The sequence below is a fragment of the Mycolicibacterium sp. XJ662 genome (genome assembly GCF_053484035.1).
The window spans coordinates 384,808-400,714 of the sequence record NZ_JBEFTL010000004.1 but is presented as its reverse complement, the minus strand read 5'-3'; the positions used below and the strand labels follow the sequence as shown (position 1 = coordinate 400,714).

General features: G+C 65.1%; 18 protein-coding genes. 13 read left to right on the top strand and 5 right to left on the bottom strand.

Annotated elements, in window-relative coordinates:
• Positions 1-2: 2 nt before the first annotated feature.
• Both ABQE93_RS15465 and miaB read right to left on the bottom strand, forming a co-directional pair.
• The gene (locus ABQE93_RS15465; protein ID WP_448408109.1) at positions 3-596 is read right to left on the bottom strand and encodes an Rv2732c family membrane protein; all 594 of its coding nucleotides are present in this window, start codon (positions 594-596) and stop codon (positions 3-5) included.
• Positions 593-2,143, bottom strand: coding sequence for a tRNA (N6-isopentenyl adenosine(37)-C2)-methylthiotransferase MiaB (gene miaB, locus ABQE93_RS15460; RefSeq protein WP_448408111.1), 1,551 nt, complete (start codon positions 2,141-2,143; stop codon positions 593-595). The genes ABQE93_RS15465 and miaB overlap by 4 nt, the downstream gene beginning before the upstream one ends.
• Positions 2,144-2,291: 148 nt before the next feature.
• Between miaB and ABQE93_RS15455 the strand changes: the two genes are divergently transcribed.
• From ABQE93_RS15455 to ABQE93_RS15440, 4 genes are read left to right on the top strand one after another with little or no spacing between them, the layout of a single operon-like run.
• The gene (locus tag ABQE93_RS15455; protein ID WP_448408686.1) at positions 2,292-3,020 is read left to right on the top strand and encodes an amino acid ABC transporter ATP-binding protein; all 729 of its coding nucleotides are present in this window, start codon (positions 2,292-2,294) and stop codon (positions 3,018-3,020) included.
• Between the two features lie 17 nt (positions 3,021-3,037).
• Positions 3,038-3,847 carry a glutamate ABC transporter substrate-binding protein gene (locus tag ABQE93_RS15450; RefSeq protein ID WP_448408113.1) on the top strand — a complete coding sequence of 270 codons (810 nt, stop codon included), beginning with the start codon at positions 3,038-3,040 and terminating at the stop codon, positions 3,845-3,847.
• Between the two features lie 15 nt (positions 3,848-3,862).
• Entirely contained in the window at positions 3,863-4,543 is a 681-nt protein-coding gene (locus tag ABQE93_RS15445) for an amino acid ABC transporter permease (RefSeq protein WP_448408115.1), read from the top strand.
• A gap of 22 nt (positions 4,544-4,565) precedes the next feature.
• Positions 4,566-5,444 (top strand): amino acid ABC transporter permease, encoded by an 879-nt coding sequence (locus ABQE93_RS15440; RefSeq protein ID WP_448408117.1) that lies wholly within the window; start codon positions 4,566-4,568, stop codon positions 5,442-5,444.
• A gap of 8 nt (positions 5,445-5,452) precedes the next feature.
• Here the strand turns inward: ABQE93_RS15440 and ABQE93_RS15435 are convergent, their stop codons facing one another.
• The 3 genes from ABQE93_RS15435 to recA are packed head-to-tail and all read right to left on the bottom strand — an operon-like array spanning position 5,453 to position 7,830.
• Entirely contained in the window at positions 5,453-6,274 is an 822-nt protein-coding gene (locus tag ABQE93_RS15435; RefSeq protein ID WP_448408118.1) for a TIGR03560 family F420-dependent LLM class oxidoreductase, read from the bottom strand.
• 10 nt (positions 6,275-6,284) lie between these two features.
• Positions 6,285-6,809 (bottom strand): recombination regulator RecX, encoded by a 525-nt coding sequence (recX, locus tag ABQE93_RS15430; protein ID WP_448408120.1) that lies wholly within the window; start codon positions 6,807-6,809, stop codon positions 6,285-6,287.
• Complete coding sequence (gene recA / locus ABQE93_RS15425; RefSeq protein ID WP_448408688.1) at positions 6,775-7,830, bottom strand: recombinase RecA; 1,056 nt, start codon at positions 7,828-7,830, stop codon at positions 6,775-6,777. Before recA ends, recX begins: the two co-directional genes overlap by 35 nt.
• 261 nt (positions 7,831-8,091) lie before the next feature.
• On the opposite strand from recA, the gene ABQE93_RS15420 reads away from it, so the two are divergent.
• The 9 genes from ABQE93_RS15420 (at position 8,092) to ABQE93_RS15380 (ending at position 15,899) form a co-directional block, all read left to right on the top strand.
• Positions 8,092-8,421: a hydrogenase maturation nickel metallochaperone HypA/HybF gene (locus tag ABQE93_RS15420; RefSeq protein WP_448408690.1), complete on the top strand. Its 330-nt coding sequence runs from the start codon at positions 8,092-8,094 to the stop codon at positions 8,419-8,421.
• A gap of 2 nt (positions 8,422-8,423) precedes the next feature.
• On the top strand, positions 8,424-9,206 hold the full coding sequence (hypB, locus tag ABQE93_RS15415; protein ID WP_448408121.1) for a hydrogenase nickel incorporation protein HypB: 783 nt from the start codon (positions 8,424-8,426) through the stop codon (positions 9,204-9,206).
• Positions 9,207-9,329: 123 nt separating this feature from the next.
• On the top strand, positions 9,330-10,385 hold the full coding sequence (locus tag ABQE93_RS15410) for an NADH-quinone oxidoreductase subunit B family protein (RefSeq protein ID WP_448408122.1): 1,056 nt from the start codon (positions 9,330-9,332) through the stop codon (positions 10,383-10,385).
• An 88-nt stretch (positions 10,386-10,473) separates the two neighbouring features.
• Entirely contained in the window at positions 10,474-12,270 is a 1,797-nt protein-coding gene (locus ABQE93_RS15405) for a nickel-dependent hydrogenase large subunit (RefSeq protein WP_448408124.1), read from the top strand.
• Positions 12,271-12,273: 3 nt separating this feature from the next.
• Positions 12,274-13,176, top strand: a complete 903-nt coding sequence (locus ABQE93_RS15400; protein WP_448408126.1) for a NifU family protein — start codon at positions 12,274-12,276, stop codon at positions 13,174-13,176.
• On the top strand, positions 13,173-13,817 hold the full coding sequence (locus ABQE93_RS15395) for a DUF5947 family protein (RefSeq protein ID WP_448408127.1): 645 nt from the start codon (positions 13,173-13,175) through the stop codon (positions 13,815-13,817). Before ABQE93_RS15400 ends, ABQE93_RS15395 begins: the two co-directional genes overlap by 4 nt.
• Positions 13,814-14,458, top strand: a complete 645-nt coding sequence (locus ABQE93_RS15390; RefSeq protein WP_448408128.1) for a DUF6084 family protein — start codon at positions 13,814-13,816, stop codon at positions 14,456-14,458. Before ABQE93_RS15395 ends, ABQE93_RS15390 begins: the two co-directional genes overlap by 4 nt.
• On the top strand, positions 14,455-15,780 hold the full coding sequence (locus tag ABQE93_RS15385; RefSeq protein ID WP_448408130.1) for a hypothetical protein: 1,326 nt from the start codon (positions 14,455-14,457) through the stop codon (positions 15,778-15,780). The genes ABQE93_RS15390 and ABQE93_RS15385 overlap by 4 nt, the downstream gene beginning before the upstream one ends.
• On the top strand, positions 15,780-15,899 hold the full coding sequence (locus ABQE93_RS15380; RefSeq protein ID WP_448408131.1) for a DUF6893 family small protein: 120 nt from the start codon (positions 15,780-15,782) through the stop codon (positions 15,897-15,899). The genes ABQE93_RS15385 and ABQE93_RS15380 overlap by 1 nt, the downstream gene beginning before the upstream one ends.
• Positions 15,900-15,907: the final 8 nt, after the last annotated feature.

Sequence of the window (15,907 nt, the reverse complement as noted above, 5' to 3'; positions counted from 1 at the left end):
GGCTAGTCCGTCGGCTTGTCGGGTTCGTCGTCGTCGTCGAACCGCTCCAACAAACCCCTCTGCTCGCGTTTGGCGGCCTCCTGGCGGCGCGCCTCCTCGGCGGCGAGCTGCACAGCGGTGCGGGCCCACACCGCGCGCGCCCAGTGGTAGGTCACCACGATCACCGTCAGCCACGCGAGGATGAGCCCGATCCCGGGTCCCGGGTACGGTTCGGCCGCCGTCTGCCGGGACCACACCGCCAGCAGCCCGAGCACGCACGTCACCGAGGAACCAGCCAGCGCGATCCAGGCCAGCGCCCAGCGCCGCGTCAACAGCGCCAACATCGAGAACCCGACGGTGAACACCAGCGCGAGCCAGATGAACAACCGCGACGGCAGCGACACGGCGGCGCCGGTGGCGTCCCCGTTGTTGACGAGCACATCCCAGCCGTTGGCGGCGCCGGTGTGCGGCAACAAGAACGACAACAACAACACGAAAACGCCGATGGCGATGACCAAAGCCCGCGCGCCCGGATCGATTTCACCGGCGACGCGGCGTTCGGCGGCTTCCAGTTCTTCCTTGAACTGGTCGAAGTTGCCGTTTTCGGGGGTGCTCATCGGTCGCACCCGGTCGACGGCGCGGGCTGCGTCGGCGCGCCGATCCCCGGCATCCCGAGACCGACGCCGGTGCGGGGCCGTTGCCCGGCGGCGTGGGCGTCGCCGGCCCTGGTGCGCCGATGGGTACCGACGGGCGCATCGGCGATCAGATGATGCGGCGCGGCGCCGGTGACCGTCGTGGTGATCACGTCGCCGGGCCGGATCTCGCGGCCGGACGGGTTGAAGTGCACCAACCGGCCGTCACGGGCGCGACCGGACATCCGCGCGGTGCTGGCGTCCTTGCGGCCCTCTCCGGTGGCGACCAGCAGCTCGACGGTGCGGCCCAGCTGGGCCTGGTTCTCCTCGAGTGAGATCTTCTCCTGCAGGTCGATCAGCCGCTGATAGCGTTCACTGACAACGGCTTTGGGAATCTGATCGTCGAACTGCGCCGCGGGCGTGCCGGGCCGTTTGGAGTACTGGAAGGTGAACGCGCTGGCGAACCTGGCCTGCGCCACCACGTCGAGGGTGGCTTGGAAGTCGTCCTCGGTCTCGCCGGGGAAGCCGACGATGAGGTCGGTGGTGATCGCGGCGTGCGGGATGGCCGCGCGGACCCGGTCGATGATGCCCAGATACCGCTCGGCGCGGTAGGACCGACGCATCGCGCGCAGCACACGGTCCGACCCGGACTGCAACGGCATGTGCAAGGTGGGGCACACGTTGGGCGTCTCCGCCATCGCCTCGATGACGTCATCGGTGAACTCGGCGGGGTGCGGAGAGGTGAACCGGACCCGTTCCAGGCCGTCGATGTGACCACAGGCCCGAAGCAACTTGGCGAATGCACCACGGTCACGCGGTTGTTGAAGGTCAGCGAACGACACACCGTAGGCGTTGACGTTCTGCCCCAGCAGCGTCACCTCCAGCACACCCTGGTCCACCAGCGACTGCACCTCAGCGAGCACGTCACCGGGTCGGCGGTCGACCTCCTTACCGCGCAACGCGGGCACGATGCAGAAGGTGCAGGTGTTGTTGCAGCCGACACTCACCGAAACCCATGCGGCGTAGGCGGATTCACGTGCAGCAGGCAGCGCGGAAGGGAACTCCTCTAACGCATCGACGATCTCGACCTGCGCAACTTTGTTGTGGCGGGCACGCTCGAGCAGCACAGGCAACGACCCGATGTTGTGGGTGCCGAACACCACGTCAACCCACGGCGCCCGCTGCAGCACCGTGTCACGGTCTTTCTGCGCCAGACATCCCCCGACGGCGATCTGCATGTTCGGGTCGGACTGTTTACGCGGGGCCAGGTGGCTGAGGTTTCCGTACAGCTTGTTGTCGGCGTTTTCGCGCACCGCACAGGTGTTGAACACCACAACATCGGCGTCCTGACCGTCGTCGACCCTGCGGTAACCCGCGGCTTCCAACAGCCCGGCCAACCGCTCGGAGTCGTGCACGTTCATCTGACAGCCGTAGGTGCGGACCTGGTAGGTGCGCGTGTCGCGGCCGACGGTCGACGTGCGCGTGCGCGTCGACGCGGATGCCTGCGCCTGTTGCGTTACCACCGAAGTCACGGCCCCATCGTACGGACCGGCCGTAATGGCGACATGGGCGGATTAACGACTTCCGGGCACGCTGGACCTTCCCTCGGTAAGGTCTGCACCCATGGGAACCACCGGGTCGGAGGTCAAAGACGGCGATCCGGCCCGATCCGACGTGCCGATGATCTCGATGCAGGCGGTCAACAAGTACTTCGGCAGCCTGCACGTGCTCAGGGACATCGACCTCGAGGTCGCGCGCGGCCAGGTGATCATCGTGCTCGGCCCGTCGGGCTCGGGCAAGTCGACGTTGTGCCGCACCATCAACCGGCTGGAGTCGATCGATTCGGGGACCATCGCGATCGACGGTGAGGTCCTCCCGGAGGAGGGCCGCAAGCTGGCCCAGCTGCGCTCCGATGTGGGCATGGTCTTCCAGTCGTTCAACCTGTTCGCGCACAAGACAATCCTGGAGAACGTGACTCTGGCGCCCCGCAAAGTGCGCAAGGCGTCCAAGGATGCGGCGCGCGAGAAGGCGATGGCGCTGCTCGAGCGCGTCGGCGTGGCCAACCAGGCCGACAAGTTTCCGGCTCAGCTCTCCGGCGGCCAGCAACAACGGGTGGCGATCGCCCGTTCGTTGGCGATGAACCCGAAGGTGATGCTGTTCGACGAGCCGACCAGCGCGTTGGACCCCGAGATGATCACCGAGGTGCTCAACGTGATGACGTCGCTGGCTGCCGACGGCATGACGATGCTGGTGGTCACCCACGAGATGGGGTTCGCCAAGGGCGCGGCCGACAGAGTGGTATTCATGTGCGACGGGGCCATCGTCGAGTCGGCCCCGCCGTCGGAGTTCTTCACCAACCCGACCACCGACCGGGCCAAAGACTTCCTAGGCAAGATCCTGCACCACTAGTGGAAAGGAACCCCCCAATGCGATCCATTCCGAGGCGTGTAGTCGCCGCTCTCGCGCTCGCCGTGGCGTTACCGCTGGCGGCTTGTGGCGGCGGTGGTGGCGACGGGGACAAGGTCGTCATCGGGACGAAGTTCGACCAGCCCGGTCTCGGCCTGAAGAACCCCGACGGCACGATGAGCGGGTTCGACGTGGACGTGGCCAGGTATGTGGCCCAGCAACTCGGTTACACCGAGGACCAGATCCAGTGGAAGGAAGCGCCGTCAGCGCAACGCGAGACGCTGATCGCCAACGGTCAGGTCGATTACATCGTCGCGACGTATTCGATCACCGACTCCCGCAAGGAACGGGTGTCGTTCGCGGGACCGTATCTCATCACGGGCCAGAGCCTGCTGGTGCGCAGCGACAACACCGACATCGTCGGCGCCGAGTCGCTGGAGAACAACAAGAAGCTGTGCTCGGTGGTGGGTTCGACACCGGCGCAACGCATCAAGGACAAGTACCCCGGTGTGCAGTTGCAGCAGTACGACACGTACTCGGCGTGCGTCGAGGCGCTCAAGAACGGCGCGGTCGACGCGGTGACCACCGACGAGGTGATCCTGGCGGGCTACGCCGCCCAGGATCCCGGGACGTTCAAGGTCGTCGGCGAGACCTTCTCTGAGGAGCGTTACGGCATCGGCCTGAAGAAGGGCGACACCGAACTGCAGACGCAGATCAACGACGCGCTGGTGAAGATGGTGCAGGAGGGTGCGTGGAAGGCGGCCTGGGACAACAACCTTGGCGCGTCGGGACTGCCGGCTCCCACCCCGCCGGCGATTGACCAGACCTAGGGTCGACCGCCGCACGTGGAGATCTTCACCCGCTACCAGGCCCAGATCTTCGAGGCGTTCTGGACCACGATCCAGCTGACGGTCTACTCCGCCGTCGGGGCGCTGGTGCTCGGTACGGTGTTGGCCGCGATGCGGTTGGCGCCGGTGCCGGTGCTCAAATGGCTCGGTGCGGCCTACGTCAACGTGGTGCGCAACACTCCGCTGACGCTGATCATCCTGTTCTGTTCGTTCGGGATAGCTCAGACGTTGGGCATCACGCTGGTCGATCCCCAATCGCTGACGTCGATCGAAGACAGTAACTTTCGGCTGGCGGTGCTCGGATTGACCGTCTACACCGCCTCTTTCGTCTGTGAGACGTTGCGTTCGGGTGTCAACACCGTGCCGCTCGGGCAGGCCGAGGCGGCCCGGTCGCTCGGGCTGTCGTTCGGCCAGAACCTGCGGCTCATCCTGCTGCCACAGGCGTTTCGGGCGGTGATCATCCCGTTGGGTTCGGTGTTGATCGCGTTGACCAAGAACACCACCATCGCTTCGGCGATCGGTGTGGCCGAAGCGGCCTTGTTGATGAAGGAGATGATCGAGAACGAGGCCGCGCTGCTGGTCATCGGCAGCATTTTCGCCGCCGGGTTCGTCATCCTGACGTTGCCGTTGGGGCTGTTGTTCGGGTGGCTCGGTAAGCGGATGGCGGTGGCGCGGTGATGAGCGCGAAGAACGGGTCACTATGAGCGGGTCGGTGCTGTTCGACGCGCCCGGCCCGCGGGCGCGGGTACGCAACCACATCATCACGGTGATCACCGTCGTGATCGCGCTGGTGGCGCTGTGGGTGGTGTATTCGCAGTTGCAGGCCAAGGGTCAGTTGACGGCGCAGAAGTGGGAGCCGTTCCTGACGGCGAATCTGTGGACCACCTACATCATGCCCGGCGTCGAAGGCACGCTGACCGCTGCCGGCATCTCGATCGTGCTTGCGCTGGCCCTTGGCCTGGTGCTCGGTGTGGGCCGGTTGTCGCGGGTGCTCCCAGTGCGGTGGCTGTGCTCGGTGGTCGTGGAGTTCTTCCGCGCGGTGCCGGTGCTGATCATGATGATCTTCGCGTACTTCCTGTATGCGCTCTACGGCGTGGTCCCCGGCGAATACCTGGCGCTGGCCGGTGTGATCACCGGTCTGACGCTGTACAACGCCGCGGTGATCGCCGAAATCGTGCGGGCAGGTGTCGCGGCGTTGCCGCGCGGGCAGACCGAGGCCGCGTGGGCGCTGGGTCTGAGCTGGGGCCAAACGATGCGGTCGGTGTTGTTGCCGCAGGCGATCACATCGATGCTGCCGGTGTTGATCTCGCAGTTGGTGGTGGTGCTCAAGGACTCCTCGATCGGGTTCGTGATCACCTTCGTGGAGTTGGTGCGCCAGGGCACCCAGGTCGGCGCGGCGTACGGCAACTACATCCCCGCGTTGATGGTCGTCGCGGTGATCATGATCACCGTCAACTTCACGCTGTCGTGGTTCGCGACGTGGGTGGAGGCCCGGATGCGGCGCTCGCGGCGCGGGCCGGTGCCGATGGAGGCCGAGGCCGTCGAGGAGGAAGGCGCGCCGGGCGCGAAGATCGGTTAGCCCGACAGCTACAGCAGCTCGGCACAGCGACGCAACAACGACTCCCCCGGCGGCTGATAGAACGACAGCACGACGTGCTGGCAGCCGGCGTCGACGTAGTCGGCGATGCTGTCCAGTTGAGCGTCGACCTGATCGGGACGGGTCGGGTGCAAGAACAGCTGCACGCCTCGACGGATCGATGAGGGATCGCGTCCTAGTTCGGCGCACGCGGCGTCGAGATGGTCCCTGGCCGTACACCATTCCCGCAGGGAGGTCGACGGCATGTTCCATTCGTCGGCGTGGCGTGCGGCCACGCGCAGCATCTTGGGTTGTGCGGCGCCCACGATGATCGGCGGGCCGGGACGCTGTATCGGCTTCGGTTCGCACAGTGCGTCGGTGAGCGTGAAGAAGCGTCCCGCGAACGTGACCGACTCCTCGGTCCAGAGCCGCCGGATGACGGTGAGCGCTTCGTCGAGCATCGCCACCCGCACGCCCGGAGACGGGAAGTCGATGCCGTAACCGCGGTGCTCACCCTCGTGCCAACCCGCACCCAGCCCGAAGTCCATTCGCCCGCCGGCGATGTGGTCGACCGTCGCGGCCATCTTGGCCAACACCGCGGGGTGCCGGTACGTGACGCCACTGACCAGACAGCCCACCCGGGCGCGCCGGACCAGCACCGCCATCGCCGCCAGGGTGGTCCATCCTTCCAGCGTGGGGTCGGCATGGTCGATCAGGCCGTAGAAGTGGTCGTAGTTCCACACCGCCGGAAATCCGAGGTCGTCGGCGGCACGCCAGAACTGCGCGAGCGTGGCGTAGTCGAACGTCGGCGCCAGCTTCACCGATAGCTGCATGGACGAAATGCTAGACGCGGCGTCGCTCGTGTTCGGCGGCCAACTCGACGGTGACGATGTCAAGGGCCATCGACTGGTGGTAGCCGCGGCGGGCCAGCATGCCGACGAGCCTGCGCGTGACCTTGGGGTCATCGCCGTCGTCGAGCCGTTCCCGGCGCAGCTTCGCCCGCACCAGTTCCTCGGCCCGTGTGCGCTCCGCTCCGGCGTCGATGTCGGCCAACGCGGCGGTGATCACCTCGTTGTCCACGCCCTTGTCCCGCAGTTCGGCAGCCAACGCGCGCTTGCCTTTTCCCGCGTTGCGCTGCCGCGACCGGACCCACTGCTCGGCGAAGTCGGCGTCGTCCACCAGACCGACGCCGGCGAGCCGGTCCAGCACCCAGTCACTGACTTCCTCGGGGTAACCCCGCTTGGTCAGCTGCCCCGCCAACTCGGCGCGGGTGCGGGCCCGCACGGTGAGCAGGCGCAGACAAACGTTGTGCGCCTGCTCCTCGCGGGAAGCCTCAGAAGTCGACGGGGGCGGGCAGGACGTCATCATCGTTCACGTCATCAGTCATCACGGCGCCAATGCCGAGCTTTTCCTTGATCTTCTTCTCGATCTCGTTGGCCGTGTCGACGTTCTCCAGCAGGAAGTTGCGGGCGTTCTCCTTGCCCTGGCCCAGCTGCTCACCCTCGTAGGTGAACCAGGAGCCGGACTTGCGGATGAAGCCCTGCTCCACACCCATGTCGATGAGCGAACCTTCGCGGCTGATGCCCTTGCCGTAAAGGATGTCAAACTCGGCCTGGCGGAAGGGGGGCGAAACCTTGTTCTTCACAACCTTGCAGCGGGTGCGGTTGCCCACCGCGTCGGTGCCGTCCTTGAGGGTCTCAATTCGCCTGACATCCAAGCGAACTGAGGCGTAGAACTTCAAAGCCTTTCCGCCCGTCGTGGTTTCAGGAGATCCGAACATCACGCCGATTTTTTCGCGGAGCTGGTTGATGAAGATCGCGGTGGTACCCGAATTGCTTAGTGCGCCAGTGATCTTCCGCAGTGCCTGACTCATCAGACGAGCCTGCAGACCGACGTGGCTATCCCCCATCTCGCCTTCGATCTCGGCACGCGGCACCAGTGCAGCCACCGAGTCGACAACCAGGATGTCCAGCGCGCCGGAGCGGATCAGCATATCGGCGATCTCCAGCGCCTGCTCGCCAGTGTCGGGCTGGCTCACCAGCAGCGAGTCGGTGTCGACACCGAGCTTCTTGGCGTACTCCGGATCCAGCGCGTGCTCGGCGTCGATGAACGCCGCGATGCCGCCGGCCGCCTGGGCGTTGGCCACGGCATGCAGTGCGACCGTGGTCTTACCCGAGGATTCCGGGCCGTAGATCTCCACTACCCGGCCACGGGGCAACCCGCCGATGCCGAGCGCCACGTCCAGGGCGATCGAACCGGTGGGAATAACGGAGATCGGCTGACGCACCTCGTCGCCGAGGCGCATCACCGAGCCTTTGCCGTGGCTCTTTTCGATCTGAGCCAGCGCGAGTTCGAGGGCTTTTTCGCGGTCAGGGGCCTGCGGTGCCATGGTGGTCTCCATCCTGGTCGGGTGTTCGGCGATCGGTTTCGATCTGTTGGCGGTGACGTTAGAGGCACCCACCGACAAGTCGGCCCGACCAACGCCGTCGAACACCGCCTACCATAGACGAACACCTGTTCGACTCAAGCGTGACACGCCGTGGTAGACGGTCGACGCCTGCTGATACCGCAAGATTGCGGCAAGTTGTCCTCTGTTCCCGCGGCCGCCACCGTCATATCGTGGGATCACGCCCGGCTGGACGGGGCCTGCATGCACGAAATGGCGATAACGCAGAGTGTCGTCGAAGCGGTGTGCGAGCACGCCGCGGGTCGGCGGGTGCACAGCGTCAGGGTGCAAGTGGGCGCGTTGTGCGCCGTCGTCCCCGACGCGATGCAGTTCTGCTTCGAACTGGCCACCGAGGGCACCCTCGCCGACGGCGCCCGACTGGACCTCGACGTGCAGCCGGGGTCGGCGCGCTGTCGCGCCTGCGGCGAGACCTTCGTACTGCCCGACCTGATCTTGTTGTGCCCCTGCGGCAGCGCCGATGTCGAGGTGGTCGCGGGCCGCGATCTGAAGATCCTATCGATGGAAGTGAGTTGAGCATGTGCGCAACATGTGGCTGCGGCGATGACGGACCGACGATCACCCTGGCAGGGCACCCCCACCCGCACGAGCACCCCCATGACCACGACGGGCATGTCCACACCCAGACCGTCTCCCTGGAGCAGAAGGTACTCGCCAAGAACGACCTGTTTGCCGACCAGAACCGCGCATGGCTGGCCGAACGCCACGTCCTTGCGCTCAACCTGACCAGCTCACCGGGGGCGGGCAAGACGACGCTGCTCGAGCGCACCATCCGAGAACTCAGCCGCGATCGGCCGGTGGCCGTCATCGAAGGCGATCAGGAGACGCTGCTGGATGCCGAACGCATCAGAGCCGCCGGGGCGCGTGCCGTTCAGGTGAACACCGGCGCCGGCTGTCATCTCGATGCCGCCATGGTGCACCGCGCGCTGCATGCTCTCGACCCGGAACCCGGATCGCTTCTGTTCATCGAGAACGTCGGCAACCTCGTGTGCCCGGCGCTGTTCGATCTGGGTGAGCACACCAAAGTCGTCGTCATCTCGGTGACCGAAGGCGCCGACAAACCCATGAAGTATCCACATATGTTCGCCGTCGCCGGGCTGGTCGTCGTCAACAAGACCGACCTGCTTCCGTACGTCGACTTCGATCTTGAAAGTTGTTGCCGCGACGTGCGATCCGTCAATCCGGGTGCGGAGATCCTGGCGATGTCAGCGGCGACGGGCGAGGGTAGCGCGGCCTGGTATCGGTGGATCGACCAACGTAGAGACACCGTCATACCTGCAGCACCCGTTGACAAGCGCTGAACCCCGGAGTAGACCCAGAATTAGCGCTCAAGAAGGCGGCGCGACGTCCACCGTGACGTAGGGAGTTCCTGCCCGGCTCCCGGTCGTGAGGGCCCCAGCCCGGCCCCCAGGAAGCTGTGACACATGCCAACCGAGGCAGCAGTCAAAGCGGAAGAGGCGTTGATTCACGTTCTCTGGATCAATGCCGGTTTAAGTTGTGACGGCGATTCGGTGGCGCTGACTGCCGCCACGCAACCCAGTATCGAGGAGATCGCGCTCGGCGCTCTTCCCGGTCTGCCGAAAATCGCTGTCCATTGGCCCCTTATCGATTTCGAATGCGGACCGAACGGGGGCGCCGACGATTTTCTCGAGTGGTTCTTCAAAGCGGACCGAGGCGAGCTGGAGCCGTTCGTCCTGGTCGTTGAAGGGTCGATCCCGAACGAGAAAATCAAGGACGAAGGGTATTGGTGCGGGTTCGGCAACGATCCGGCCACCAACCAACCGATGACCACCAGCGAGTGGCTGGACCGGCTCGCACCCAAGGCAACGGCGATCGTGGCCGCCGGGACGTGCGCCACCTACGGTGGCATCCACGCGATGGCGGGTAATCCCACCGGCGCGATGGGTGTACCCGACTATCTCGGATGGGACTGGAAGAGCAAGGCCGGTATCCCGATCGTCTGTGTACCTGGTTGTCCGATCCACCCGGACAATCTGGCCGAGACGTTGACGTATCTGCTGTACATGGCCACCGATCAAGCACCGATGATCCCCCTCGACGATGCGTTGCGGCCCAAGTGGCTCTTCGGCGCCACCGTGCACGAAGGCTGCGACCGAGGTGGCTACTACGAACAAGGTGATTTCGCCACCGAATACGGTTCGCCCAAATGCATTGTCAAGCTTGGCTGCTGGGGGCCGGTCGTCAAATGCAACGTACCCAAGCGGGGTTGGATCAACGGGGTCGGCGGCTGTCCGAATGTCGGCGGCATCTGTATCGCGTGCACGATGCCCGGCTTCCCAGACAAGTTCATGCCGTTCATGGACGAGCCGCCTGGCGGCAAGGTGTCCACGGCGGCATCGGGTTTGTACGGCTCTGTCATCAAGAACTTGCGCCACATCACCGGTCGCACCGTCGACAAGGAACCGAAGTGGCGGCACCCGGGTGCCAAACTCACCACCGGAGCAACCCGCACCTGGTAGGTGCGCGTCTTTCCGGACCGCCTGCATAGTTGTCGTCCCCGACGAAACGCACTGCAGCGCCGCTCAATAGACGAAAGAGAACAGTTCGATGACAACGATCATTCCCGAACCGTCACACGTGAAGCGCGATCCCGGCCAACTTGTGGAGATGGCGTGGGATCCGATCACCCGCATCGTGGGCAGCCTCGGTATCTACACCAAACTCGACTTCGAGAACAGAGAGGTTGTGGAGTGCCACAGCACGTCGTCGATCTTCCGTGGCTACTCGATCTTCATGAAGGGCAAGGATCCTCGCGACGCGCATTTCATCACCAGCCGCATCTGCGGTATCTGCGGTGACAATCACGCCACATGCTCCTGTTACGCGCAAAACATGGCCTACGGCGTGAAGCCGCCGCACCTCGGTGAGTGGCTGATAAACCTCGGTGAGGCCGCCGAGTACATGTTCGACCACAACATCTTCCAGGAGAACCTGGTCGGCGTGGACTACTGCGAGAAGATGGTCGCCGAAACCAATCCCAGTGTGTTGGCCAAGGCCGAGAACACGCAGGCGCCGCACAGCGAGATGCACGGCTACCGCACGGTCGCCGACATCATGCGGGCGCTCAACCCCTTCACCGGCGAGTTCTACCGCGAAGCGTTGCAGGTGAGCCGAACGACACGGGAGATGTTCTGCCTCATGGAAGGTAGGCATGTCCATCCGTCGACGTTGTACCCCGGCGGAATCGGCACCACCGCAACGGTTCAGTTGATGACCGACTACATGACGCGGCTGATGCGGTACGTGGAGTTCATGAAAAGGGTTGTGCCGATGCACGACGACCTCTTCGACTTCTTCTACGAGGCGCTGCCCGGTTACGACCAGGTCGGTCTGCGCCGCACCCTGCTCGGCTGCTGGGGCTCGTTCCAGGATCCCGAAGTGTGCAACTTCGCCTACAAGGACATGGAGGACTGGGGCCGCAAGATGTTCGTCACCCCCGGTGTCGTGGTCGACGGGAAGCTCGTCACGACGTCGCTGCTCGACATCAACCTCGGCCTGCGAATCCTGTTGGGCAGCTCCTACTACGACGACTGGACCGACCAGGAGATGTTCGTAAAGACCGATCCGCTGGGCAACCCGGTGGACCGGCGCCACCCGTGGAACCAGCACACGAACCCGAAGCCGCAGAAGCGCGACTTCGAGGACAAATACACGTGGGTGATGTCTCCGCGCTGGTTCGACGGGACCGACTACCTCGCACTGGACACCGGTGGCGGACCATTGGCCCGGCTCTGGGCCACGGCGTTGGCCGGCCTCGTCGACGTGGGCTACGTGAAGGCCACCGGCAACAGCGTCCAGATCAACCTGCCGAAGACCGCGCTCAAGGGGCCGGTCGAACTCGAATGGAAAATCCCGCAATTCGGCAGCAACACGATCGAGCGCAACCGCGCGCGAACCTACTTCCAGGCATATGCCGCAGCGTGCGCGCTGCACTTCGCCGAGAAAGCGCTCGTCGAGATCCGCGCCGGCCACACCAAGACGTGGGAGAAGTTCGAAGTTCCCGACGAGGGAATCGGCTGCGGGTTCACCGAGGCAGTGCGCGGAGTGCTCAGCCACCACATGGTGATCCGCGACGGCAAGATCGCGAACTACCACCCTTATCCGCCCACCCCGTGGAACGCGAGCCCACGCGACAGCTACGGTACGCCGGGCCCGTATGAGGACGCGGTGCAGGGCCAGCCGATCTTCGAGGAGAACGACAGGGAGCACTTCAAAGGCATCGATGTGATGCGCACGGTACGAAGTTTCGACCCGTGCCTACCCTGCGGCGTGCACATGTACCTGGGCAAGGGGAAGGCGCTGGACCTTCTGCACTCCCCCACCCAATCCGTCACCGGGGAATAGGAGATGGCCCCGCCGACACTGCCCGATCCGGACGGAACCCAGGATGACGCGCAGTGGCGCACGGCGGGCGATCGGATTTCAGTCCTCCTCGACGCGTCGTCCGCGGCAGGCGCGGTCGCGCGCGAACGTGCCGAGCAATTGGTCCGTGAGGTCACCGACCTCTACGGGGCGGCGCTCGAGCGCATCATGGATGCGGTGTCGGCGACACATCCCGAACTCGCCGACCGGTTCGCGGCCGACGACCTCGTCGCCAGCCTGTTGTTGGTGCACGGGCTACATCCGCACACCGTCGAGCTGCGGGTGGCCCAAGCCCTGGAATCCGTACGGCCGTACCTTGGTTCGCACGGCGGCGACGTCGCACTGCTCGATGTCACCGATGGACCTAGCGGTCACACGGTGCGGCTGCAGTTTCAGGGCAGCTGCAAGAGTTGCCCCTCCTCGTCGGCCACCCTGGAGCTGGCTGTCGAGGACGCGGTGCGCGCGGCGGCACCGGAGGTCACGTCGATCGAAGTCGTTGCGGCCGAACCAACCTCCGATCAGCATGTCATCCCAGCTTCGACCTTGATGAGCCGGGTGCACCAGCCGACCGCATGGCATCCGGTGCCAGAGTTCACCGAGTTGAGCGACGGCGAAGTCGGTGGCTTCCGGGTGCAGGGTATGACAGCGCTGGCATGCCGCGTGGGTGCGGATCTATACGCCTACCGTGACCGGTGTCCCAGCTGCACAGGCACGTTGGCGGGTGCGCGGTTGTCCCGTTCGGTGTTGAGTTGTGCGGGCTGTGGCGCTGGTTTTGATGTTATACACGCCGGCACGGGTATTGGCGGCGACGGACACCTCGAACCGATCCCGGTGCTGGTGCGCGATGGCGTGCTGTCGATCGCTATCCCGCAGGAGGTGGCGTCGTGACCGCGCCCGGCAACGTCACCGACATTCTCGCCCGGATCCGGGCCGGCCGCACGACACCACAGCAAGCCGGTGAACGCTGCGAGATGTGTTCGGAGGCCGTCCCCGACCAGCACCAGCATGTGGTGAACATCGAAGGTCGCCAGCTTCTGTGTGTCTGTCGCGGTTGCTATCTGCTATTCACCGACACTGAAGCCGAACTGCGCTACCGAGCCGTTCCGGACCGCTACCTCACCTTCGATGATTTCGCATTGGACCGACGTCAATGGGAGACCCTGCAGATCCCCGTCGGTCTCGCGTTCTTCTTCCGTAACTCGGCGATGGGCCGGACGGTGGCGTTCTATCCGGGTCCGGCAGGTGCCACCGAATCGGAACTGGACCTGCAGGCGTGGAATGACATCCGCCTCGTCGAGCCCCGCGTGGACACCCTCGTCGACGACACCGAGGCGCTTCTGATCCGCGTACCCCAGGACGAGAACAGCCCGCCGCTGGCCTATCTGCTTCCGATAGACGCCTGTTACGAGTTCGTCGGCCGGCTCCGCATGATGTGGCGCGGTTTCGACGGCGGACAAGACGTCCGCGACTACATCGACGAATTCTTCGAACTGCTCGACTCGCGTAGCCGACGGGTGGAGCCGACATGAACGACGTCACCTTCGTCGTCCTCGACGTCGCCCCCGAGCCCTATTCGGTGACGCCGATCCTGATGGCGCGCATCGGTATCGCTGCTTTCAGCGAGGTACCGGTCCATGCGATCGCCCTGAAATGCCAGGTGCGCATCGAGCCGGCGCGCAGGACGTACGACGACGAGGAAGCAGTCCGGCTGACCGACCTGTTCGGCCCGCCGGAGAACTGGGCGGCCACCCAGCACACCTTCCTGTGGCAGAACGCGGCCGCAATGGTGCCAGGTTTCACGAGCAGCACCCAGATACAGATGCCGCTCGAATGCACATATGACTTCGAGGTGGCGGCCGCCAAATACCTGCACGCACTGCGCGACGGCACGATTCCGCTCCAGTTCCTGTTCAGTGGAACGGTTTTCACCGCCGGAACCCGCGGCTTCGTCGTCCACCAGGTCCCCTGGGACCGCGACGAACGCTACGACATGCCGGTGCGCGTGTGGCACGACCTGGTGCAGCAGCACTTCCCGAACACCGGATGGATGCGGTTGAACCACGACACCATCGATGCGCTGGCCGCCTACCGGACGTCGCGCGGGTTGCTCGGTTTCGACGATGCGATCACGTCCCTGCTGTCGGAGTGCTCGGCAAGGGAGTCGCGGTGAGCGTCCACTGGGATCAGGTTCGCGCCGTCGCCGACGCGGTGCTCTACGAGGGCTACCTGCTGTACCCGTATCGAGCCGATTCGCAAAAGAACCAGTCGCGCTGGCAGTTCGGCGTGCTCGGGCCTTCGGGCGCCGCAGATTCGGGCATCGGTGAGGACAGCGCGCTGTCTGCTCAGATGCTGGTGCGCCCGCAGGGCGTCCCGTGGTTGTCCGGCGTGGTCCGGTTCCTGCAGCTTCAGCACCGCGGCGCCGAACGCGACCTCGGAAACGGTCGGTTCGAACCGGTCGACGAACTGACCACCGGCACACAGACATGGCTGAGCTGGGATGAGGCCGTCGAACGCGAGATCGCGATCGACCGCTTCCCCGCCGCTGGACTGCCCCGCACCATCGACATCGCCGTCCCCGCAGGGGGTGAGGTCGAAGTTGTCGATGGCGGCAGGCTGGTGCGCACCCGACGGCGACTTCGGGGGGTGCTGTCGATATCCGCAAAGCGCGACGGCGATCTGCTGCAGCTCACCGTCGAAATGCGCAACACCGCACCTCCGGCCGCCCACAAGGACGATGCGATCGCCACCTCGCTGATCGGCGCGCATCTGCTCATCGAAGTCACCGGCGGCGAGTTCGTGTCGCTGCTCGACCCACCCAATGCGGCCGCCGCCGCGGCGGCGCGGTTGCAACAGCACCGATGCTTCCCCGTGCTCGCCGGACCGCCGGGCAGTTCCGACCTCATGCTCGTCTCCCCGATCATCCTCTACGACTACCCGCACATCGCCGAACAGAGCGCGGGCACGCTGTACGACTCCACCGAGATCGACGAGATCCTCACCTTGCGGATCATGACGATGACCGAGCAGGAGAAGGCTCAAGCCCGCGCCACCGACCCGCTGGCCGCGGCGATCATCGACCGCTGCGACTCGATGTCGCCCGAGGCGATGCTGAACCTGCATGGCGTACTGCGCGATCCGCATGCGCCCGCACATGCGCCCGATCTGGTTCCCGACATACCCGAGGGCGTCGACTGGTGGGACCCGTCGGCGGACACCGCGGTGCGTCCGGAAACCGATGCCGTGCTGGTCAACGGCACACCGGTGGCGCGCGGCACTCGGGTGCGGCTACGACCGTCGCGTCGAGCCGACGCGCAGGACCTCTTCTATGCCAACCGAATCGCACATGTCACCTCGGTGCACGAAGACGTCGACGGCGCTCAGCACATCGGCGTTGTGCTGGAGGACGATCCAGCCGCCGAGATGCACGACTGGTACGGGCGATACCTGTACTTCGCCCCCGACGAAGTCGAACCCCTCGAAAGGAGCCAGTGATGGAAGTAGTGGGTTGGATCGCTGTCGGCCTTGCCGCCGCGGTCGTTCTGGTTGCCGTGGTACTGGGTGTGATGTCGATCCCGGACGCCCAGCGCTACCTGAAGATCCGTCGGATGTAGCCGAGGTG

Bases quoted from the DNA above. Each gene is read 5' to 3' on its own strand.
- ABQE93_RS15465 (WP_448408109.1), bottom strand. From the start codon at position 596: ATGAGCACCCCCGAAAACGGCAACTTCGACCAGTTCAAGGAAGAACTG.
- ABQE93_RS15455 (WP_448408686.1), top strand. From the start codon at position 2,292: ATGATCTCGATGCAGGCGGTCAACAAGTACTTCGGCAGCCTGCACGTG.
- ABQE93_RS15450 (WP_448408113.1), top strand. From the start codon at position 3,038: ATGCGATCCATTCCGAGGCGTGTAGTCGCCGCTCTCGCGCTCGCCGTG.
- ABQE93_RS15440 (WP_448408117.1), top strand. From the start codon at position 4,566: ATGAGCGGGTCGGTGCTGTTCGACGCGCCCGGCCCGCGGGCGCGGGTA.
- ABQE93_RS15435 (WP_448408118.1), bottom strand. From the start codon at position 6,274: ATGCAGCTATCGGTGAAGCTGGCGCCGACGTTCGACTACGCCACGCTC.
- recX (WP_448408120.1), bottom strand. From the start codon at position 6,809: ATGATGACGTCCTGCCCGCCCCCGTCGACTTCTGAGGCTTCCCGCGAG.
- recA (WP_448408688.1), bottom strand. From the start codon at position 7,830: ATGGCACCGCAGGCCCCTGACCGCGAAAAAGCCCTCGAACTCGCGCTG.
- ABQE93_RS15420 (WP_448408690.1), top strand. From the start codon at position 8,092: ATGCACGAAATGGCGATAACGCAGAGTGTCGTCGAAGCGGTGTGCGAG.
- hypB (WP_448408121.1), top strand. From the start codon at position 8,424: ATGTGCGCAACATGTGGCTGCGGCGATGACGGACCGACGATCACCCTG.
- ABQE93_RS15410 (WP_448408122.1), top strand. From the start codon at position 9,330: ATGCCAACCGAGGCAGCAGTCAAAGCGGAAGAGGCGTTGATTCACGTT.
- ABQE93_RS15405 (WP_448408124.1), top strand. From the start codon at position 10,474: ATGACAACGATCATTCCCGAACCGTCACACGTGAAGCGCGATCCCGGC.
- ABQE93_RS15400 (WP_448408126.1), top strand. From the start codon at position 12,274: ATGGCCCCGCCGACACTGCCCGATCCGGACGGAACCCAGGATGACGCG.
- ABQE93_RS15390 (WP_448408128.1), top strand. From the start codon at position 13,814: ATGAACGACGTCACCTTCGTCGTCCTCGACGTCGCCCCCGAGCCCTAT.
- ABQE93_RS15380 (WP_448408131.1), top strand. From the start codon at position 15,780: ATGGAAGTAGTGGGTTGGATCGCTGTCGGCCTTGCCGCCGCGGTCGTT.